17 protein-coding genes are annotated in these 21,145 nt (G+C 74.7%); 8 read left to right on the forward strand and 9 right to left on the reverse strand.

The genetic code is table 11. The annotated features are described in order from the left end of the window. Positions 1-57: 57 nt before the first annotated feature. The 4 genes from ACNJ93_RS03975 to ACNJ93_RS03990 form a co-directional block, all read right to left on the reverse strand. On the reverse strand, positions 58-3,708 hold the full coding sequence (locus ACNJ93_RS03975) for a hydantoinase B/oxoprolinase family protein (RefSeq protein ID WP_418955922.1): 3,651 nt from the start codon (positions 3,706-3,708) through the stop codon (positions 58-60). Then, positions 3,705-4,787: a GDSL-type esterase/lipase family protein gene (locus tag ACNJ93_RS03980; protein ID WP_418955923.1), complete on the reverse strand. Its 1,083-nt coding sequence runs from the start codon at positions 4,785-4,787 to the stop codon at positions 3,705-3,707. Before ACNJ93_RS03980 ends, ACNJ93_RS03975 begins: the two co-directional genes overlap by 4 nt. 26 nt (positions 4,788-4,813) lie before the next feature. Next, positions 4,814-5,941, reverse strand: a complete 1,128-nt coding sequence (locus tag ACNJ93_RS03985) for a glycosyltransferase (protein ID WP_418961302.1) — start codon at positions 5,939-5,941, stop codon at positions 4,814-4,816. Between the two features lie 83 nt (positions 5,942-6,024). Beyond that, entirely contained in the window at positions 6,025-7,158 is a 1,134-nt protein-coding gene (locus ACNJ93_RS03990; protein WP_418955924.1) for a glycosyltransferase family 4 protein, read from the reverse strand. 415 nt (positions 7,159-7,573) lie between these two features. Here ACNJ93_RS03990 and ACNJ93_RS03995 point away from each other — a divergent pair, with 415 nt between their 5' ends. Together ACNJ93_RS03995 and ACNJ93_RS04000 are read left to right on the forward strand one after the other, a co-directional pair. After that, complete coding sequence (locus tag ACNJ93_RS03995) at positions 7,574-9,007, forward strand: nucleobase:cation symporter-2 family protein (RefSeq protein ID WP_418955925.1); 1,434 nt, start codon at positions 7,574-7,576, stop codon at positions 9,005-9,007. A gap of 7 nt (positions 9,008-9,014) precedes the next feature. Then, complete coding sequence (locus tag ACNJ93_RS04000; protein ID WP_418955926.1) at positions 9,015-9,716, forward strand: transcriptional regulator; 702 nt, start codon at positions 9,015-9,017, stop codon at positions 9,714-9,716. A 160-nt stretch (positions 9,717-9,876) separates the two neighbouring features. Here the strand turns inward: ACNJ93_RS04000 and ACNJ93_RS04005 are convergent, their stop codons facing one another. Then, a complete protein-coding gene (locus ACNJ93_RS04005) occupies positions 9,877-11,292 on the reverse strand; it encodes a HEAT repeat domain-containing protein (protein WP_418955927.1) in 1,416 nt (471 codons plus the stop codon). 229 nt (positions 11,293-11,521) lie between these two features. Then, positions 11,522-11,941: an ankyrin repeat domain-containing protein gene (locus ACNJ93_RS04010; protein ID WP_418955928.1), complete on the reverse strand. Its 420-nt coding sequence runs from the start codon at positions 11,939-11,941 to the stop codon at positions 11,522-11,524. Between the two features lie 279 nt (positions 11,942-12,220). Between ACNJ93_RS04010 and ACNJ93_RS04015 the strand changes: the two genes are divergently transcribed. After that, positions 12,221-12,415, forward strand: coding sequence for a hypothetical protein (locus ACNJ93_RS04015; RefSeq protein ID WP_046907412.1), 195 nt, complete (start codon positions 12,221-12,223; stop codon positions 12,413-12,415). A gap of 43 nt (positions 12,416-12,458) precedes the next feature. Next, positions 12,459-14,096 carry a hypothetical protein gene (locus ACNJ93_RS04020; RefSeq protein WP_418955929.1) on the forward strand — a complete coding sequence of 546 codons (1,638 nt, stop codon included), beginning with the start codon at positions 12,459-12,461 and terminating at the stop codon, positions 14,094-14,096. Positions 14,097-14,171: 75 nt separating this feature from the next. On the opposite strand, the gene ACNJ93_RS04025 is transcribed toward ACNJ93_RS04020, so the two are convergent. Further along, complete coding sequence (locus ACNJ93_RS04025) at positions 14,172-15,671, reverse strand: PLP-dependent aminotransferase family protein (protein ID WP_418955930.1); 1,500 nt, start codon at positions 15,669-15,671, stop codon at positions 14,172-14,174. 103 nt (positions 15,672-15,774) lie between these two features. On the opposite strand from ACNJ93_RS04025, the gene ACNJ93_RS04030 reads away from it, so the two are divergent. The 4 genes from ACNJ93_RS04030 (at position 15,775) to ACNJ93_RS04045 (ending at position 19,239) form a co-directional block, all read left to right on the forward strand. Then, a complete protein-coding gene (locus tag ACNJ93_RS04030) occupies positions 15,775-16,443 on the forward strand; it encodes a YczE/YyaS/YitT family protein (protein ID WP_418955931.1) in 669 nt (222 codons plus the stop codon). Continuing rightward, positions 16,440-17,204 carry a glycerophosphodiester phosphodiesterase gene (locus tag ACNJ93_RS04035; protein ID WP_418955932.1) on the forward strand — a complete coding sequence of 255 codons (765 nt, stop codon included), beginning with the start codon at positions 16,440-16,442 and terminating at the stop codon, positions 17,202-17,204. Before ACNJ93_RS04030 ends, ACNJ93_RS04035 begins: the two co-directional genes overlap by 4 nt. Positions 17,205-17,247: 43 nt before the next feature. Next, positions 17,248-18,609, forward strand: coding sequence for an MFS transporter (locus tag ACNJ93_RS04040; RefSeq protein ID WP_418955933.1), 1,362 nt, complete (start codon positions 17,248-17,250; stop codon positions 18,607-18,609). A gap of 255 nt (positions 18,610-18,864) precedes the next feature. After that, on the forward strand, positions 18,865-19,239 hold the full coding sequence (locus ACNJ93_RS04045; RefSeq protein ID WP_026278069.1) for an RNA polymerase-binding protein RbpA: 375 nt from the start codon (positions 18,865-18,867) through the stop codon (positions 19,237-19,239). 119 nt (positions 19,240-19,358) lie between these two features. On the opposite strand, the gene fxsA is transcribed toward ACNJ93_RS04045, so the two are convergent. Both fxsA and ACNJ93_RS04055 read right to left on the reverse strand, forming a co-directional pair. Next, positions 19,359-19,952, reverse strand: coding sequence for an FxsA family membrane protein (gene fxsA, locus ACNJ93_RS04050; RefSeq protein WP_418955934.1), 594 nt, complete (start codon positions 19,950-19,952; stop codon positions 19,359-19,361). Positions 19,953-20,009: 57 nt separating this feature from the next. Then, entirely contained in the window at positions 20,010-20,780 is a 771-nt protein-coding gene (locus tag ACNJ93_RS04055) for a polyprenol monophosphomannose synthase (RefSeq protein ID WP_418955935.1), read from the reverse strand. Positions 20,781-21,145 lie beyond the last annotated feature (365 nt).

Consider the following 21,145-nt stretch of genomic DNA (forward strand, 5'->3'; position numbering starts at 1 on the left):
GCGCACGTCAAACGATTGGCCGAATGTCATCCCTGACCAGCACAGGTCGGCCACGGGTCAGCGCGACACCGGCGCGCAGCCGCCGCCCTCCCCGTCCACCCCGTCGTCCCCGTCGTCCCCGTCGTCCGGCGGGCTGCCGTATCCCCCTCCCCCAGGGGTGCGCAGGACCAGGACGTCGTCCGGGCCGACCTCGACCGCGGCCACGCCCGCCAGGCGCTCGGTGGTGCCGTCGGCGCGGCGCACCTCGTTCTCGCCGAGGGCGCCGGGGGCGCCGCCCGCCATCCCGTACGGGGGGACACGGCGGTGGCCGGTCAGCAGGGTCACCGTCATGGGCTCCAGGAACCGCAGCCGGCGCACCACGCCGTCGCCGCCACGCCACCGGCCGCGCCCGCCGCTGCCGGTGCGGATCTCGAAGGCGTCGACGCGGACCGGGTGGCGCCACTCCAGGACCTCCGGGTCGGTGAGCCGCGAGTTGGTCATGTGGGTCTGCACGGCGTCCGCGCCGTCGAAGCCGTCGCCCGCGCCGGAGCCGCTGGCGACGGTCTCGTAGTACTGGACGCGGTCGTTGCCGAACGTCACGTTGTTCATCGTGCCCGAGCCCTCGGCCTGCACGCCCAGGGCCGCGTACAGCGCCCCGGTCACCGCCTGCGAGGTCTCGACGTTCCCGGCGACCGTGGCCGCCGGGTACGCGGGGGCGAGCAGGGAGCCGTCCGGGACGCGGATCTCCAGCGGCTCCAGGCAGCCGCTGTTGAGCGGGATGTCGTCGTCGACGAGCGTCCGGAACACGTACAGGACGGCGGCCGTCACCACCGACTTCGGGGCGTTGAAGTTCCCCGGCTGCTGGGGCGAGGTGCCGGTGAAGTCGAGGACGGCGGACCGGCGTTCACGGTCGACGCGGACGGCGACCTCGACGACCGCGCCGGCGTCGGTCTCGTAGCGGTACGCGCCGTCGCGCAGCCCCGCGACGATCCGCCGTACCGACTCCGCCGCGTTGTCGCGCACGTGCCGCATGTACGCGCGGACGACGTCGAGGCCGAACTGGTCGACCATCTTTCCGAGTTCCTCGATGCCCTTCTCGTTCGCGGCGATCTGGGCGCGCAGGTCGGCGAGGTTGGTGTCGGGGTCGCGGGACGGGTACGCGGCGCCGGTGAGCAGGGCGCGGGTCTCCTCCTCGCGCAGCCGGCCGTCGCGGACGAGCAGCCAGGCGTCGAAGAGGACGCCCTCCTCGTGGACGGTGCGGCTGAACGCCGGCATGGAGCCGGGGGTGAGGCCGCCGATCTCGGCGTGGTGGCCCCGCGAGGCGACGAGGAAGCGCAGCTCGCCCTCCGGGCCGAAGACGGGGGTGACGACGGTGACGTCGGGCAGGTGGGTGCCGCCGTGGTACGGGTCGTTGACCGCGTACACGTCTCCCGGCCGCAGGTCCCCGGCGCGGCGGCGCAGCACCTCCTTGATGGAGTCGCCCATGGAGCCGAGGTGGACGGGGATGTGGGGGGCGTTGGCGATCAGATGGCCCTCGGCGTCGAACAGCGCGCAGGAGAAGTCGAGGCGTTCCTTGATGTTGACGGAGTGGGCGGTGTTCTCCAGGCGGACGCCCATCTGCTCGGCGATCGCCATGAAGAGGTTGTTGAAGACCTCCAGGAGGACGGGGTCGGCCTCGGTCCCGGCGGCGACGCGCGCCGGGCGGGGCGTGGCGCGGGTGAGCCGCAGATGACCCTGCGGGGTGGCGGTGGCCCGCCAGCCGGGGTCGACGACGGTGGTGGCGTCCGGTTCGGCGACGATCGCGGGGCCGGTGACCACGTCGCCGGGACGCAGGTCCGCGCGGCGGTGCAGCGGGACGTCGCGGGGCGCGCCGCCCGTGTGCAGGGTGACCGTGTCGTGCGGGACGAGCGGGCCGCGGCGGTCGGAGGTGTCCGCGGCGGGGGGTTCGTGCGGCCCGGCGGCGCCGGTGGCCTCGACCTGGACGGCCTCGACGACGAGCGGCCGGTCCATGGTGAAGGCGTACCGGGCGCGGTGGGCGGCGGTGAACTCCTCGGTCATCGTGTCCGCCGCTCCGAGCGGTACGGGCAGGCTCGCGTCGGTTCCCGCGTACCGCAGCAGGACGCGGGCCCGGGTGCCGATCGCCGTGTCGGGGACGCCGTCGGCGCGCAGTTCGGCGCGGGTGCGGTCGGCGAGCGCGGCGCACAGCTCCTCGACGCGGGCGAGCGCGGCGGCGTCGAGTTCCGCCTCGACGGACTGCTCGCGCAGGACGGTGGCGTCGGCGAGGCCGATGCCGTACGCGGACAGGACGCCGGCGAGCGGCGGGACGAGGACGGTGTCGATGCCGAGGGCGTCGGCGACGGCGCAGGCGTGCTGGCCGCCGGCGCCGCCGAAGCTGGTGAGGGCGTAGCGGGTGACGTCGTGGCCGCGCTGGACGGAGATCTTCTTCACGGCGTTGGCCATGTCGAGGACGGCGATCTCCAGGAAGCCGGCGGCGACCTCCTCGGGGGTGCGCCCGCCGCCGACCTTTTCGGCGAGGGCGGTGAACCGCTCCCGGACGACGCCGGCGTCGAGCGGCTGGTCGCCGTCGGGGCCGAACACGGCCGGGAAGTGGGCGGGCTGGACGCGGCCGAGCATGACGTTGGCGTCGGTGACGGTGAGCGGGCCGCCGCGGCGGTAGCAGGCCGGGCCGGGGACGGCGCCGGCGGAGTCCGGGCCGACGCGGTAGCGGCTGCCGTCGTAGTGCAGGACGGAGCCGCCGCCGGCGGCGACGGTGTGGATGCTCGTCATGGGCGCGCGCATGCGGACCCCGGCGACCTGGGTGCCGAGTTCGCGCTCCAGCTCGCCCGCGTAGTGGGACACGTCGGTGGACGTGCCGCCCATGTCGAAGCCGATGACGCGGTCGTGGCCGGCCTGCCGGGAGCTGCGGGCCATGCCGACGACCCCGCCCGCGGGGCCGGACAGGACGGCGTCCTTGCCGCGGAAGCGGGCGGCCTCGCGCAGCCCGCCGTTGGACTGCATGAACATCAGCCGCACGCCGCGCAGTTCGCGGGCGACCTCGTCGACGTAGCGGCGCAGGATCGGCGAGAGGTAGGCGTCGACGACGGTGGTGTCGCCGCGCGGCACGAGCCGGATCAGCGGGCTGACCTCGTGCGAGCTGCTGATCTGCGGGAAGCCGGCGGCGCGGGCGAGGGCCGCGACGCGGGTCTCGTGCGCGGGGTGGCGGTAGCCGTGCAGCAGGACGACGGCGACGCTGCGGTAGCCGTCGTCGTGCGCGGTGCGCAGCGCGTCGGCGGCGGCGTCCTCGTCGAGGGGGCGGACGACGCGGCCGTGGGCGTCGACGCGTTCGGGGACCTCGACGACGCGCTCGTACACCGCCTCGGGGAGCACGATGTGACGGTCGAACAGGCGGGGCCGGTTCTGGTACGCGATGCGGAGCGCGTCGCGGAAGCCCTCGGTGATCAGCAGGACGGTCGGCTCGCCGCGGCGCTCCAGGAGGGCGTTGGTGGCGACGGTCGTGCCCATCTTGACGACCTCGATCCGGTCGGCCGGGACGGGCTCCTCCGGGCCGAGGCCGAGCAGCAGCCGGATCCCGGCGACGGCGGCGTCCTGCCGGCGCGCGGGGTCGTGGGAGAGCAGCTTGCGGGTGACGAGGCGGCCGTCGGGGCGGCGGCCCACGACGTCGGTGAAGGTGCCGCCGCGGTCGATCCAGAACTCCCAGCGTCCGGTCATTCCCCCATTTTGGCGCGGGGGACGTCGAGCGACACGGCCGCGAGGGCGGCGGTCAGGGCCTGCTCGGCGCGCCGGTCGAGGCGGGCGCCGGTGCCGCGGGCGCGGTGCCTCAGCTCGTCCGCGGCGAGGACCGTCAGCTGCGGCAGCAGGTCGTGGCAGCGGCGGACCACCCAGCCGGTGCCGGAGGTGGCGAGCCAGAGCAGCACGTCGAGCGTGGTGGGCGGAGGCTGCCGGGGTTCGCGGGCGGGCGGCGTGCCGTGGGCGAGGCCCGCGGCGGCCAGCAGGGCGTGGAACTCGGCGGCGATGGCCCGGTGGCCGCGCTCGCCGGGGTGCAGCCGGTCGGCGCTCCACAGGGTGCGGTCGCTGGTCCAGACGGGGTCGGCGAGGTGCAGGTGGAGGGTGCGGTGGCGGGCGGCGAGGGCGTGGACGACGGTGTTGACGGCCCGCTGGCGGCGGGCGAGCGGCCGGGCGAGCGGGGCGGGCAGCGCGAGCATTCGGCCGGGGTCGGGCAGGCAGGCGGTGAGCAGGACGGCTCCGGCGGCGGCCAGCTCGCCGCAGGCGCGGTCGAGGCTGCGGGCGAGCCGTCCTATGTCGAAGGTGCGGCGCAGGGTGTCGTTGACGCCGACGACGACGGAGGCGAGGTGCGGCCGGAAGGCGAGGGCGCGCGGGGTCTGGTCCTCGGCGACGTCCCGGCTGAGGGCCCCGCTGACGGCGAAGTTGCGGAACGCGACGGGGCGTTCGTCGTCCCCGAGGTGCTCGGCGAGCAGCGCGCCCCAGCCTCGCCAGCGCCCCTCGACACGGTCCCCGACCCCTTCGCTGAGGGAGTCCCCGAGCACGGCGAACCGGAGCGTGGCGACGCCGTTCGGGGGCGGCCCGTACGGCTCGGGCCCCCGCCCCTCGTCGGGCGCGTCCGCCGGCTCCGGGAGCCGGGGCGGTTCGGGCCCGTCGGGCCGCCCCGGCGGCCGCGAGGGCCCGCCGGGTCTGCGGCCGGGGGCGAGGGGAGCGTCGCCGACGGGTACGACGGAGGCGTCGTCGCCCGGCGCGGGCCGGGGCGGCGGGGAGTCGGTGCGCGGGGTCATCGGGGGGCCGCCTCGGGGGTGCGGGGTCATCGGGGGGCCGCCTCGAGGGTGCGGGCGTCGTGGGCGCGGAGGAAGGCGGTGGTGGAGCGGTGCCAGGAGAAGAGCTCGGCGCGGGCCCGGGCGCGGGCCCGGCGTGCGGCCTCCGGCTCGGCGAGCAGGGCGCGTACGGCGGCGGCGAAGGCCGCGGGCTCGTCGGCGGCGGCCGCCCCGGCCGGACCGAGGACCTCGGGGAGCGCCGAGGAGGCGCTCGCGACGACGGGCGTGCCGCAGGCCAGCGCCTCCAGGGCGGACAGCCCGAAGGTCTCGGCGGGGCCGGGAGCGAGGCACACGTCCGCGGCGGCCTGGAGGTCGGCGAGGGCCTCGCGGTCGGCGACGTGGCCGAGGAACCGCACCGGCAGCCCCCGGGCCCGCCGCTCCAGCCCCTCCCGCAGCGGCCCCTCGCCCGCCACCACCAGCGCGGCGCTCACCCCGGAGGCGCGCAGCTCGGCGAGCGCGTCGATGGCGGTGCCGGGGCGTTTCTCCACCGACAGGCGGGAGCAGAGCAGCAGCAGGACGCGCGCGCCGCCGGTGTGCCGGGCCCGCAGCGCGGCGTCGTGCCGGCCGGGCCGGCAGCGGTCGAGGTCGACGCCGAGCGGTGCGCGGACGACGTTGCGCGCGCCGATCCGCGCGAACTCGCGCTCGGCCCATTCGGTGGTGCAGACGATCCGCGAGTACGCCCAGGCGCTGCGCCGGTTGAGCCGGTCGGCGACGCGGGCGGCGGCGGCCTGCGGGACGCCCCAGGTGCGCAGGACGCCGTCGGCCGTCTCGTGCGAGACCATCACGGAGGGGATGCGGGCGCGCCGCGCCCACTGCCCTGTCCAGCGCAGCGTGGTGCGGTCGTTGACCTCCAGGCGGTCGGGCGCGAGCTCCTCCAGGAGCCGTCGGACGCGGGTGCGGTCGGCGAGCACCCGGTAGCCGCCGGTTCCGGGCAGGACCGTGCCGGGCAGTGTGATCACGCGGCCCTGCTCGGTGACCCGGTCGTCGGCCTCCGCGCCCGGAACGATCAGCACCGGCTCGTGCCCGGCGGCGAGGTAGCCGCGGCCGAGCCGGTCGAGGGCGGTGCGCAGTCCGCCGGAGGTGGGGGTGACGAAGTTGGCGACGCGGACGATCCGCAGCCCGCCCGCGGCCCCCGCCCCCGCCGCCTCCGCCGCGTCCGTCCGCGGCCCGGTCCGCGCCGCCGTCCGGACCGCCGCGCCGCTCACGCCGCCACCGCCGTGCGCCGGGCGTCCAGGACCTCGGTGTAGTGGACGAGCAGCTCGTCGCCGACCGCCTCCCAGGTGCGCCGCCCGACCGCCGCGCGGGCGGCGCGGCCGTAGACGGCGCGGAGGTCCGGTGAGGCGGCCAGGGTCGCCACGGCCGCGCTCGTCGCGGCGGCGTCGTCCGGAGGCACCAGGAAGCCGGTGGTGCGGTGGTCGACGAGGTCGAGCGGCCCGCCGGCGGCGGGGGCGACGACCGGGACGCCGCTGGCCATGGCCTCCTGCACGGTCTGGCAGAACGTCTCGTACGGGCCGGTGTGCGCGAACACGTCGAGGGAGGCGAAGATGCGCGCCAGCTCGTCGCCGGTGCGCCGGCCGAGGAACACCGCCCCGGTCAGCGCGGCCCGCAGGCCGGGCTCGCTGGGCCCGTCGCCGACCACGACGACGCGGACCCCGGGCAGCCCGCACACGCCGGCCAGCAGCTCCACGCGCTTCTCGGGCGCGAGCCGGCCCACGTACCCGACGAGGACCTCGCCGCCGGGCGCGAGGGCGCGGCGCAGGGCCTCGTCGCGCAGCCCGGGCCGGAAGCGCGCGGTGTCGACGCCGCGCTGCCAGAGCCGTACCCGCGGCACGCCGTGCTCCTCCAGGTCGCGCACGGCGGCGGAGGACGGGGCGAGGGTGCGGTCGGCGGCGGCGTGCACGGTGCGCAGCCGGCGCCAGGCCGTGCCCTCGCCGGCTCCGACGTAGGTGCGGGCGTAACCGGCCAGGTCGGTCTGGTAGACGGCGACGGCGGGGATGCCGAGCCGGGCGGCGGCCGCCATGCCGCGTACCCCGAGCACGAACGGGCTCGCGAGGTGGACCACGTCCGCGCGGTGCGCGGCGATCGCGGCGGCCACCCGTCGGCTCGGCAGGGCCACTCTGACCTGCGGGTATCCCGGAAGCGGAAGGGACGGGACGCGGACCACGGGGCAGGGTGCGGCGGCGTCCGCGGGGTCGGCCGCGCCGTGCGGCGCGGCCGGGGCCATCACGAGCGGGTCATGACCGCGCCGGACGAGGTGCCGGGCGGTCTGCAGGGCGCAGTGCGCCACACCGTTGACGTCGGGGGGAAAGGATTCGGTGACGATGACGACACGCATACCGGTGTTGTCGTCGGGCCCGGGGTTCCCCCGCCAACGTGGATCTTTCCGCCCGTCGAACGTCCCATGAGCGTTTCCCCCGGGCACCGCGGGACGACCGACGAGACGGACGACGAAATCCGTAGCTGACCCCGCATCAGGCCATGGAATCGTAAGTTACTCAAGGGTTTTGCCTGCAAAAATACGGCCCCTCGTCTTGCGCCGAGCCTTCCCTTCCATCAAGATCTGTCTCCGGCCCGGGTGGTTCGCCCGTGGCCCTTCCCGCCTCCCCGTCCGAACGCCCGGCCGCGCACCGGCAACCCCGTGCCGCCGCCGGAGCACCGCCCGATCCGCGCGGTCGCCCGGACGCTCTCCCCGAGGCTTCACCCTTCACCCTTCACCACCCCTTCTCCCTCCCCCTCAAGGCAAGGCAGAGATGGCACCACTGGCCTCGCGCCGACGACCCTCCACCCCCGTGCACCCGGTGGACGAGGTCCTCCCGCTGCCCACCCTCGCGCTCTACGGCTTCCAGCACGTCCTCGCCTTCTACGCGGGCGCCGTGCTCGTACCGGTGATCCTGGGCAACAGCCTCGGGCTCTCGCGGCAGGAACTCGTCTACCTCATCAACGCCGACCTGGTCACCGCCGGAATCGCCACGATCATCCAGGCATGGGGCTTCTGGCGGATCGGAGCCAGGCTGCCGCTCGTCCAGGGAGCGACCTTCACGGCCGTCTCGCCCATGATCGCCATCGGTCAGGGCGCGGGCGGCGGCACGGCCGGACTGCTGGTCGTCTACGGCGCGGTCATCACCGGCGGCCTCGCGGTCTTCCTCTTCGCCCCGTTCGTCGGGCGGCTCACCGTGTACTTCCCGCCGATCGTCACCGGCACCCTGCTGACGGTCATCGGCATCGTGCTGATCCCGGTGGCGCTCCAGGACGTCGGCGGCGGGGCGGCGCTCATCGGCGGAACCGAGTACGGCAGCCCGGCCCACCTCGCGTACGCGGGCGGAACCCTGCTGTTCATCCTGCTCGTGGTGCGGTTCGGCGGCCCGTTCCTGCGCGGCATCGCGGTCCTGCTCGGGCTCGTCTGCGGGACGTTCGTCGCCTGGCTGCTCGGGGACGTCGACCTGGGGGCGGTCGACACCGCCGACTGGGTCGGTGTCACCAGCCCGCTGCACTTCGGCCTGCCGCACTTCGCGGTCTTCCCGATGCTGGCGATGGTCGTCGTCATGCTCATCACCATGGTCGAGACCACCGGTGACGTGTACGCCATGGGCGAGATCACCGGCAAGAACGTCGACGGGGACACCGTCAGCCGGGCCCTGCGGGCCGACGGCCTGTCCACCGTCATCGGCGGCATGCTCAACGCCTTCCCGTACGTGGCGTTCGCGGAGAACATCGGTCTGGTCCGGATCTCCCGGGTCACCAGCCGGTTCGTCGTGGTCGCGGCCGGTGTCTTCATGATCCTGCTCGGTCTGGTGCCGAAGGCCGGCGCCGTCGTGGCCTCCGTCCCGCATCCCGTGCTCGGCGGCGCGGCCGTCGCCATGTTCGGCATGGTCGCCGCGGTGGGCATCCAGATCCTCGCCAAGGTCGACCTCCGGGAGGAGCGCAACGCCCTCATCCTGGCCATCAGCCTCGGCGCCGCGATGCTGCCGACCGCCGTCGCGCCCTTCTTCGAGCGCATGCCCACGGAGGTACGGGCCGTCCTCGGCAGCGGCATCACCCTCGGCACGCTCACGGCGGTCGGACTGAACCTGTTCTTCCACCTGTTCGAGAACCGGCGCACCCGGCGGAACATCGACTGGGACAGCCTCGCCGCGTCCGACGACGACGGAGCGGATCCCTGGGCCGCCCCGGCGCAGCCGAGGTGATCCGCACGTGTCCTCGTACCCTCCGTTCTCCCCCGGCCAGGCCCGGGCCGCCCGTCTCCGCATCGGCCTGACCCCGGAGCAAGTGGTCGCCGCGATGGCGCAGTTGGGGGTGCACCGTCCGGTGGAAGCCCTGCTGGCCTGGGAGGCGGGGACCGCACCGCCGTCGGAGGCCGAACTCTTCGCACTGGCCGACGCGCTGTGGTCCCCGGTGCCGGAACTCATGGATCTGCGGCCGCGGTCGCTGCGCGAACACCGCCTGGCCCGGCAGTTCACCGCCGAGCGGCTGGCCCGGCGCCTCGGCATGCATCCGCAGGACTACGTCCGCGCGGAGCAGGAGCACCACTGGACGGGGACCGACCGGCAGACCCTGCTCCTGGCGGACGCGCTCGGCCTCGAGCCGGAGGAACTGCGGCGCGTCATCGACCGGTCCGGCGAACTCGACGTGCGGCTGCGGCAGGCCGTCGAGGGCCGCTGGAAGCAGTACACGGCGCCGCTCGCCCGCCTCGTCGGCGCCCCGGAGCGCGACGTGGCCTCGGCGCTGCGCACGCTGCACCGGGAGTACGCGAAGTTCGAGGAACGCTACCTGGGTCACCTGGTCGCCCGCAGCGACCACGCCCGGCTGAAGGAGATCGCCAGCGAGCGGGCCGCGTGGCTGGCCGCCCTGCCGGACCGTTTCCTCCACCTCGCCGGCCGGAGCCCGCGGCCATGAGGCGCCCGGGCCCCCGGACAACACTGCGCCCCGTCGGTCACATGACCGACGGGGCGCGGTGCTGCGCGAGCCCACCCGCGCAGCCGGGCGGGGCCTCGGCGCCGGTACGTGTCCGGCGCGGGCCGCGCCGCCCCGGTGGGGGCGGGCTCGGACGGCGGCCTCAGACCTGGAGGTCGGGGCCGATGCGGTTGCGTACCGCCGTCTGGACCTCGGCCTCCTCGGCCGGGTCCGCGGCGAGCCTGCGCAATCGCTCGGCCACCCGGACGTCCCCGGTCTCGGCGTACTGGGCGGCCAGTTCCCGGGTGGTCTCCTCGCAGTCCCACAGGCACTCGACGGCGAAGCCGGTCGCGTACGTGGGGTCGGTCGCGGCGAGCGCGCGGGCCGTCCGGCCGCGCAGCTCGGACGAGGAGGTCTCGCGGTAGACGTGGCGCAGCACGGGCGCGGCGCAGCCGATGCCGAGCCGGCCGGCGCCGTCGACGAGGGCGTACAGGGCGGGCGCGTCGGGTCCTTCGGAGCGGACGGTGCGCCGCAGGGCGCCGAGCACGAGCGGGGCGTCCTGGGGGGCGCCGCGGTCGGCGAGCACGGCGGCCGCGGAGGCGCCGAGCGCGTCGGGCCGCTGCACCCAGCCGCGGGCCCGGTCGACGGCGGCCTCGCCGCACATCCGCTCGAAGGCGCTGACGGCGGTGGTCGCGACGATCCGGGAGGGGTCGGTCGACGCGGTCTCGATCAGGTCGAGCACAGCCGGGTCACGGGCTTCGGCGAGGTAGTGGAGTGCGGCGCAGCGCGCTCCGTCGGGGCCGCTGCGGGCGGCCTCGAGAAGAGCGGGCCGGTCCTCGGGTCCGGCGACGGCGTTGAGGCAGCGCGCGGCGGGGCCGTGCAGTTCCGTGCCGCGCTCCAGACCCTGCTGGGCCCAGTCGAGGACGGCCTGCACGCTCCAGCCGGGGCGGGGCCCGGTGGGCCGCAGCTGCCGCTGCCAGCGGTCGAAGGAGCCGCGTTCGCCGGCGGCGCGCACCCGGGCGCCCACGGCCTCGCGCGGGTCGTCGGCCCACAGCCGCCAGGGGCGCGGCTCGTAGGCGTCCCGGACGGCCGCGGCCAGGGCGGCGTCGCCCTCCGGGTCGGCCGGGAAGCGGGCGAGGACGGGCTCCGCCAGGGCGCGCAGTCCGGTGTCGTCGTCGCGCAGGGCGAGCTCGTCGAGCGCCCAGGCCCAGTTCGCCCCGGTCGCCGCGTAGCGCCGGAGCAGGAGGAGGGCGTCCCGGCGGCCGTAGGCGGCGAGGTGTCCCAGGACGGAGAGCGCGAGCCCGGTCCGGGAGTCCTCGGTGTCGAACAGGTCCTCGGCGCCGAACAGGTGCGCCTCGATCTCGTCGAGGCCGCCGTGCAGGTCGAGGTACAGGCGTGCGTAGTAGAGGGAGCGGTTCTCGACGCGCCAGTCCTGGCGGGGGTCGTGCAGAACGCAGTGGTTGAGGGCGGCCAGCGCTTCCGCGCGTGGCGCTGCGAGGGCGTGCAGGGTGCCGTCGCCGCGGCCCCTCTGCAGCAGACCGAGCAGCGTGCCGCTCGGCGCTATGACGGGATCGAACATGGAAGGCCTCACATCAAGCTGTCGACGCAACCGGGGAAAACCGGACAGTGGGGTTCACCTAGGCCGCGCAGCAACATGTAGGGCCGCTCGTCGTCCGTCGCTCGATGATGACCATCTTCCTCTGCCTCTCTTCGGTGGCCCCCTGTGGGCTCGTCGTCATGATGACCCAGCGGTTTCCGGACCGCGACCACATTTACGGGACCGCTCTCACCTGCTGTTCAGTACCCGTTCACCGGGATTCGAAGAGTGCCAGGAGCTCGGTCCTGGCGAACATCCGCGCCGTGTCGGCCGCGGACGGAGTCCCGGCTTCCGGATTCGCGCCGCCCTCGACGAGGGCGCGGACGACGTCCTCGGCGCCCTTGAAGACGGCGCCGGCCAGCGGGGTCTGGCCCCGGTCGTTCGCGCGGTCGGCCTCGGCGCCGCGGGCGAGCAGGACCCGCACGGCGTCGGCGTGCCCGTGGTACGCGGCGAGCATGAGCAGGGTGTCGCCCCGGTCGTTGGTGAGGTCCACCGGGACGCCCGCGTCGACGTACGCCGCGAGGGCGCCGGCGTCGCCCCGGCGCGCGAGGTCGAAGACCTCGGTCGCCAGCCGGACGACCTCCGGGTCGGGGGTCGCAGGGGTCTCGGGGGTCTCCGGGACGCTGCCCATGGGTCCGCCTTTCGCTGGGGCCGTACGAGTGAATCGACAGGGTACTGCCCGTCGCGCGACATGAGCGGGGGCCTCCACGGCAAAGATCACCCGCGGACGGGGCGACGGCCGGGTCCTCTACCGCACCCCGGGGCTTTCGCCACCCGGGGAACGGGTCCCCGTCCGCCGGTCAAGTGAAAACGCCAGCTTTTCACTCTTTTGCACCTTTTATCGCATAGATACTTCCTGTGAACCTGGAAGGACTCATGGTGACTGTCCCCTCAACCAGGAGAACCCCAAATGATCCTGTCCATCTCAGGTGTGGTGCTGCTCGGAATCATCTGCTTCCTGTTCTTCAAGAAGGACGGGATGAAGGCGTCCCACGCCCTCGTCAGCGCACTGTTCGGCTTCTACCTCGCCGGCACGGCGATCGCGCCGAGCATCACGGCCGGCGGCCAGAGCCTCGCCAGCCTCCTGGGCGGCATCAAGTTCTGACGCCGACGCCCCACAGCCCCTTCCACAACTCCAGGAGTACGACGTGGCCCGGCGACCACTCCCCCGCATTCTGACCAGCGGCAGCGACCGGATCGCTCGCAGTCGAGAGATCGCGCGCACGGCCGCCGACAGCGCCACCGACGTGCTCCATCCGCTGATCACGGTCTCCCGTGGCATGCGGAAGCTGGCCGCGACCGCGCGCGCCAAGTGGGCCGCGACCCCCAAGGAGCGGCGCGGTCCCACGCTGTTCCTGGTCGCGGCCTGCGTCCTGGTCGTCGCGCTCATGCCGTACGGGCCGCTCCTGGCCCTCGTCTCGGTGATGGGCGCGGCCGCGTGGAAGGGGCGCGAACGCCCCGTCGTGAGGACGGGGCCCGACGAGGCGGAGCTGGCCCGGCTGCAGGGCCTGTACGAGGCGCTGGTGCCGTACTTCTCCGTGCCGGACGACCCCGCGCCGCTGTACTCCCACGGGGGCGAGTGGAGCGGCGCGTTCGCGGACCACGCCTTCGACGAGAACGGGCGGCTGACGCGGCTGCGCATCAGGTACCCGGCGTACTTCACGGACGGCGAGCCCGCCGCCCGGACCCGCATCGAGCAGCTGCTGCACGCCAAGTCGGGGCGCGGACGGGAGTACCGCTTCGACTGGGACGAGGAGGGCAACCAGCTGCTGATGACCGTGCTCGCGCCGCTGCCGACCACGATCGCGGCGCAGCGCTTCGTGACGGCGCCCGGGGAGACGGTGCTCGGGTTCACCGACGCGGACGCGGTGCAGCGGACGGTGCCGGTGGTCGCGGCGGACGGCGAGGAGGACGCGCCGGCCGTGGTGTGGCGGACCGGCCCGCGCTCGCAGGAGCCGCATCTGCTGGTCGTCGGCCAGCCGGGCAGCGGCGCGAGTTCGCTGCTGCGGTCGCTCGCCCTGCAGGCGCTGCCGCACGGCGACGTGCTGGTCGTCGAGGGGGCGGGCACGGGCGAGTACGCCTGCCTGACCGGGCGGGCCGGGGTGCTGGCGGTCGAGTGCGGACTGCCGGGCGCGCTGGCGAGCCTGGAGTGGGCGGCGCACGAGACCGAGCGGCGGCTGGTCGCGGCGAACCGGGCGCGGCAGGCGGGCCTGCCCGCGCCGGAGGACACCCGCCGGCCGCTGTGGATCCTGCTGGACCGCCCGAGCGTCCTGTCGTACCTGGCGGCCGCCGACGACCGCACCGACCCGCAGGCCCTGCTCCAGGTGCCGCTGCGGCACGGGCGCGCGGCGCAGGTGACGGTGGTGGTGGCGGAGCAGTTCGACGCCCTGGACGCCATCGGCGAGGCCGTACGGACGCACACCCGCGCCCGCGTGGTCCTCGGCCCGGCGGCCCCCGACCGGATCGAGGCCGTGCTCGGCGCGGCGCCGCACACGACGCCGGCGCCGGAGGTCCCCCCGGGCCGCGGCTACGCCCGCCTGGGCGCCGGCCCCGTCGTCCGCCTGCAGACCCCGGCGACGCCGGACCCGTACGACGACGCCGCCCCCGCCGCCCACCGGCAGGCGGTCACCGCGCTCCTGCCCCCGCGCTCCGGCGCCCTGGACCCTGACCCGCTCCCGGACCCGCAGGCGCTGCCCCAGGTCCTGCCGGAGGGGTTGCGCAAGACCGTGCCGGAGTCCGAGGCGGAGGCCACGGCGCAGCACGCGATCGTCCCCGCGGAGGGCTGACGGACCACGCGGCACGACACGGCCCGTACGAGGACCCCGCCTCGTACGGGCCGTCTTCGTGTCAGGACCCGGAGGTCACGCCACGAACGTGCGCGGCGGCTCGGCGCCGGTGGCCGCGCCGGAGGCCACCAGGCGGGCGGCGGCGGCGAGACGGGCGGCCGCCTCCTCGGCGACCGGGCCGCTGACGGTGAAGGGCAGCCGGACGTAGCCCTCGAAGGCGCCGTCGACGCCGAAGCGGGGGCCCGAGGGCACCCGGACGCCGACGCGTTCGCCGACCTCGGCGAGGCGCGAGCCGGACAGGCCGCCGGTGCGGACCCAGAGCGTCAGACCGCCGCGCGGAACGTGGAACTCCCAGTCCGGCAGCTCCCTTCGCACCGCCGAGACCAGCGCGTCCCGGTTCTCGCGGGCCTGGGCGCGGCGCAGCGCGACCGCCTCCTCCCAGCCGCCGGTGCGCATCAGCCAGTGCACGCCCAGCTGCTCCAGGACCGGCGTGCCCAGGTCCGCGTAGGCGCGGGCGGCGACCAGGGAGCGGATCACGTCGGGCGAGGCCCGCACCCAGCCGATGCGCATCCCGGCCCAGAACGCCTTGCTCGCCGAGCCGACCGTCAGCACGGTCGCGCCCGCGGGGTCGAAGGCGCAGACCGGCCGCGGCATCTCCAGGTCGTCGTCCAGGTACAGCTCGGTCATCGTCTCGTCCACGACCAGCACCGTCCCCGCGGACCGGGCCGCGTCGACGAGCTGCCGGCGCTGGTCCTCGCTCGCGAGCGCGCCGGTCGGGTTGTGGAAGTCGGCGACCACGTACGCGAGGCGCGGCGCCGCGTCCCGCAGCACCTGCCGCCAGCGGCCGAGGTCCCAGCCGCCGAGCCCCTCCGCCATGGCGACGGGCACGAGCCGGGCGCCGGCCTCGCGCATGAGCTGGAGGATGTTGGCGTAGGAAGGCGACTCCACGGCGATCCGCTCGCCGCGCCCGGCGAAGAGGTGGCAGATGGCGTCGATGGCGCCCATGGCCCCGGTGGTGACCATGATCTGCTCCGGCATCGTGGGGATGCCGCGCTCGGTGTAGCGGTCGGCGATCATCTGCCGCAGCACCGGCAGCCCGGCCGGGTAGTCGCCGTGGGTGTGCGCGTAGGGCGCCAGCTCCTCCAGCGCCCCCTGCACGCTGCGGGTGAGCCACGGCTCGGGCGCGGGCAGCGCCGCGCAGCCGAGGTCGATCATGGAGCCCAGCGACTCCGGCGGCAGCGGTTCGAGGCCGCGGGCGGGCAGCGGGTTCCCGGCCGGGACGGCGGTCCAGCTGCCGGCGCCGCGCCGCGACTCCAGGAAGCCCTCGGCGCGCAGCGCCTCGTACGCGGCCGCGACGGTCGTCCGGCTCACGGTCAGCGCGAGCGCCAGTTCGCGCTCGGCGGGCAGCCGGGCGGCGACGGGGACCCGGCCCTCCAGGACCAGCAGGCGGATGCCGTCGGCCAGCGCGCGGTAGGCGGGCGGCTTGCGGGCGCCGGGGCCCGCGGGCCGCGGCTGCTGCGCCTGGAGCTGCCGGGCCAGCTGGGCGGCCCCCACCGCCGAAGTCCATTCAGCCATGGAATTCAGTCCACCTTCCTCGGATTGGCCATGGTTGGCATCTCTGCCCCTGCCACAGGGTGTCATGTGTCAGTCCACATCCACCAGACAGGGGGGCATCTCCATGTCCATCGCCTCCGGCCTCCGCGGCCGGCATCTGCCTCGCCGGCTCACGCAGCTCTACGTGGGCCTCGCGCTGTACGGGGCGAGTTCGGCGCTCCTCGTGCGCGGCGGGCTCGGCCTGGAGCCCTGGGGCGTGCTCCACCAGGGTCTCGCGGAGCGGACCGGACTGACCATCGGCACCGTGTCGATCGTCGTCGGCGCCGTGGTGCTGCTGCTGTGGATCCCGATCCGGCAGAAGCCCGGCCTCGGCACGGTCTCCAACGTGTTCGTGATCGGCGTCGCGATGGACGCCACCCTCGCCCTGGTCCCCGACGCCCAGGGTTTGCCGCTGCGGATCGCGCTCATGCTCCTCGGCATCGTGCTGAACGGACTGGCCACCGGCCTCTACATCGCCGCCCGCTTCGGGCCCGGTCCGCGCGACGGCCTGATGACCGGACTGCACCGGCTCACCGGCCGCTCGATCCGTCTGGTCCGCACGGCGATCGAGGTGGCCGTGGTGGTCTCCGGCTTCCTGCTCGGCGGCTCGCTGGGCGTCGGCACGGTGCTGTACGCGCTGAGCATCGGCCCGCTCGCGCAGTTCTTCCTGCGGTACTTCGCCGTCGCCGAGCCGGACGCGGGCAGCACCGTGGTCGCCTCCGGGACACCGAAGCAGGTCATACTGCGGCCGTGACTCGCGTACGCCACCCCTACCTGGACCACCCGGCCCCGATCCCGTTCGCCCACCGCGGCGGCACGGCGGACGGCCTGGAGAACACCGCCGCCGCGTTCCGGCGCGCCGCCTCGGCGGGCTACCGCTACTTCGAGACCGATGTGCACACCACCTCGGACGGGGTGCTGGTGGCCTTCCACGACACCACCCTGGACCGGGTGACCGACACCGCCGGCCGGATCCGCGACCTGCCGTGGAGCGCGGTGCGCGAGGTCCGGGTGGCCGGCAAGGAGCCGCTGCCGCTCTTCGAGGACCTGCTCGACGAGTTCCCCGAGGCCCGGTGGAACGTGGATCTGAAGGCGGAGTCCGCGCTGGAGCCGCTGGTGGACCTGATCCGCCGGACCGGTGCCTGGGACCGGGTCTGCGTGGGCTCCTTCGACGAGCGCCGGGTCGCCCGGGCGCAGCGCCTGGCCGGACCGCGCCTGGCCACCTCGTTCGGGGTGCGCGGGGTCCTGGGGCTGCGGCTGCGCTCGTTCGGCATCCCGGCGGCGCTGCGCGCGGGCGCGGTGGCGGCGCAGGTGCCGGAGAGCCAGGGCGGGATCCGGGTGGTGGACCGGCGCTTCGTGCGCGAGGCGCACGCCCGCGGGCTGCAGGTGCACGTGTGGACCGTCAATGATCCGGAGCGGATGAACTCTCTCCTCGACCTGGGGGTCGATGGCATCATGACCGATCATCTGGAGACGCTGCGCGACGTCCTGACCGATCGGGGCGCGTGGAGCTGAGCGCGCGTCTCCGCCACGGGGACCGCACGAGGGGGCCGCGCACGTGACCGCTGACACCGCCGGGGAGCCGGAGGGCCTGACCGCCGATCCGGCCGAGCGCAAGCGCGAGCAGCGCGGCTGGTACTTCTACGACTTCGCCTGCTCCGTGTACTCGACGAGCGTGGTGACCGTCTTCCTCGGGCCCTATCTCACGGCCGTGGCCAAATCGGCCGCGGACGCGGAGGGCTTCGTGCACCCGCTGGGCATTCCGGTGCGGGCGGGCTCGCTGTTCGCGTACGCGGTCTCGGCCTCGATCCTCGTCGCCGTGCTCGTCATGCCGCTGGTCGGCGCGGCGGCGGACCGCACCGGCCGGAAGAAGCCGATGCTCGCCGCGGCGGCCTACACGGGCGCGGCGGCGACGGCGGGCATGTTCTTCCTGGAGGGCGACCGCTATCTGCTGGGCGCGTTCCTGCTGATCGTGGCGAACGCCTCGCTGTCGGTGTCGATGGTGCTCTACAACGCGTATCTGCCGCAGATCGCCGCGCCCGAGGAGCGGGACGCGGTGTCCTCGCGGGGCTGGGCCTTCGGCTACACCTCGGGCGCGCTGGTCCTGGTGCTGAACCTGGTGCTGTACGCGCAGCACGACGCGTTCGGGCTGAGCGAGGGCGCGGCGGTGCGGATCTGCCTGGCGTCGGCCGGTCTGTGGTGGGGCGCCTTCACCCTGATCCCGCTGCGCAGGCTGCGGGACCGGGCCGTGGGGCCGGCTGCCCGGGAGGGCGAGGTCGGCGGCGGCTGGAAGCAGCTGATGGCGACGCTGCGGGACATGCGCCGGCATCCGCTGACGCTGTCGTTCCTGGTCGCGTACCTCATCTACAACGACGGCGTGCAGACGGTGATCTCGCAGGCGTCGGTGTACGGCTCCGAGGAGCTGGAGCTGGAGCAGACGACGCTGATCACGGCGGTGCTGCTGGTGCAGGTCCTGGCCGTGGCGGGCGCGCTGGGCATGGGCCGGCTGGCGCGCACGTACGGCGCGAAGCGCACGGTGCTGGCCTCGCTGGCGGTGTGGACGCTGATCCTGGCGGCCGGCTACTTCCTGCCGGCCGGGGCGCCGGTGGCGTTCTTCTGCCTGGCGGCGGCGATCGGTCTGGTGCTGGGCGGCAGCCAGGCGCTGTCGCGCTCGCTGTTCTCGCACCTGGTGCCGCGCGGCAAGGAGGCGGAGTACTTCGCCGCGTACGAGATGAGCGACCGGGGGCTGAGCTGGCTCGGTCCGCTGGTGTTCGGTCTCGCGTATCAGCTGACCGGCAGCTACCGGGATGCCATCATCTCCCTGGTGATCTTCTTCGTGCTCGGGTTCGTGCTGCTGGCACGGGTGCCGGTGCGGCGTGCGGTGGAGGCCGCGGGGAACCCGGTTCCGGAGCGGATTTAGACGTCGGAACGAAAGTCCGGTAGTGTACACCTTTGGCCTGCCAGACGGACCGTTACTGCGTGCCAACTTCGTGAAGGCGCTGGGTGACATCTGCTGCCAGATGTGACAAACCGGGCACTGGTGGGTACAACAAGGGGCGGCACGACGGGCGACGCATGACCCGCAACGGGAATCTTTACCGCCGACCGGACGTTGACCGGATGACGACGACAGCGACACCTGTCCTGTGGGCGACAAGCCCGGGAGGCACGATTCATGAGTGAGCGAGCTCTTCGCGGCACGCGCCTCGTGGTGACCAGCTACGAGACCGACCGCGGCATCGATCTGGCCCCGCGCCAGGCGGTGGAGTACGCATGCGAGAAGGGGCATCGTTTCGAGATGCCGTTCTCGGTCGAGGCGGAGATTCCGCCGGAGTGGGAGTGCAAGGTCTGCGGAAGCCAGGCACTCCTGGTGGACGGGGACGGCCCCGAGGAGAAGAAGGGCAAGCCGGCGCGTACGCACTGGGACATGCTCATGGAGCGGCGCACCCGCGAGGAGCTCGAGGAGGTGCTGGCCGAGCGGCTGGCCGTCCTGCGCTCCGGCGCCATGAACATCGCGGTGCATCCGCGCGACAGCCGCAAGTCGGCCTAGCGGGGAGCGCGACGGCACGCAGCAACGCCGCGGGGCCCGGTACACGTTCAGGGTGTACCGGGCCCCGCGGCGTTCGCGTACCTCCGGGGCGCCCCGGACGAGGGGCGCCCCGCGCTGCGTCAGGGCGTCAGGGGCGGGCGGGGCGCCTGCGGGCCGCCGGGCCCCTGCGGCGCGTCGTCGCGGATGACCTCACCCTGCACGACCTTTCCGTCCGGCCGGTGAATGCGGGCCTGCCGGAAGGCGTCCTGGAGGCTGCCGGGCGTCGCGGCGCTCATCCGGCGCTCCACGGCCCTCTCCGTGTACCGGCCGAGGGCCGAGCGGACCTGCGGGACGAGCAGCAGCAGACCGGCCGCGTCGGAGAGGAAGCCGGGGATCATCAGGAGCAGGCCGCCGAGCATCAGGAAGCCGTTGCGGTCGTCCGCGCCGCTCTGCCGCGGGGCCTCGGGGACCCGGCCGCTCTGCGCGGCCGCCTGGGCCTCCTTGAAGGTGGTGGACAGGTTGGCGAACGCCCGCCGGCCGGCCTTCTTGACGACGGCCGCGCCCAGCACGGCGCCGCCGACGAGGAGCAGGAACACGGTCAGTCCGCCGGCCGCGCCCGCCACGAGCGTCAGCAGCCAGATCTCCAGGACCAGCCAGACGGCGAGGGCGAGCGGGAGGAAGGTGCGCAGGCGGGAGCGCTTCGGGGCGAGAGGAGGCGGTGCGCCGGTCGTCATGTCCCCCAGTGTGCCTGGCGGCCCGCAGGAACGTCGTAAAGAGGGGGTCGGCGCCCGTCAGCCGCGGCCGAGCCGTCGGCCGATCTTGCGGGCCCGGTCGCCGATGCCCCAGCCGGCGACCCGCCAGACCGCCTCGACGAGGATGTCCTTGCTCATCTTGGAGTCGCCGACCTCGCGCTCCACGAAGGTGATCGGCACCTCGACGACGTGGTAGCCGGCGGCGACGGCGCGGCGGGCCAGGTCGACCTGGAAGCAGTACCCGGCCGAGACGACCTCGTCCAGGCCGAGGCCCTCCAGGGTCTCGCGGCGGAAGGCCCGGTAGCCGCCGGTGATGTCGCGCAGGGGCAGGTCGAGCAGGACGCGGGAGTACAGGCTGCCGCCGCGGGAGATGAACTCGCGGGACTTGGGCCAGTTGACGATCCGGCCGCCGGGCACCCAGCGGGAGCCGAGCACGAGGTCGGCGCCCTTGAGGGCGGTGAGCAGCCGGGGCAGTTCCTCGGGCTGGTGCGAGCCGTCGGCGTCCATCTCGACGAGGACCCCGAAGTCGTGCTCGATGCCCCAGCGGAATCCGGCGAGGTAGGCGGCGCCGAGGCCCTCCTTGCCCTTGCGGTGCAGGACGTGGACGTGGTCGTCCTCGACGGAGAGCTCGTCGGCGAACTTGCCGGTGCCGTCGGGGCTGTTGTCGTCCGCGACCAGGACGTGCGCCTCGGGGACCGCTTCCCGCACCCGGGCGACGATCGGCTTGATGTTCTCGGCCTCGTTGTAGGTCGGGATGATCACCAGGACCCGGCCGAGCGGGCCGTACCGTCGCTGCCCACCGTCGTTCAATGCTGCCCCTTTGACGTCCGTACGCGAATGCCCACCATAGCGAGGTCCGTGCGAGGGCCGGCGTCTCGGGCGTGCGCGCCGTCCGCGTCCCGGCCCGCACGCGCCGGCGGCCCCGGCCGGGGCCGCCGGGCACGGGAGGTCCCGGATGCGCTGCGGGTGGGGGCCCGGCGTCCTTCGGGCCGACCTGCCGTCCCGCCGGCTGCGGGTCGGCCAGAGCCGTTGTCTACTGAACGCCCGGGCCCCACCCGGATCGCACCCTCCGCCGGAAAAACCTTCCCTCGCCCCCGAGGCACGGACGCTGAACCTGGCTCGGGGGTTGGTCCGCGCCCTGTGCGGCGCGGCCGTCCCATGACCCAGCGGCGTTC

Source organism: Streptomyces tritici, from assembly GCF_048500665.1.
In the GTDB taxonomy this organism is placed as follows: domain Bacteria; phylum Actinomycetota; class Actinomycetes; order Streptomycetales; family Streptomycetaceae; genus Streptomyces; species Streptomyces tritici.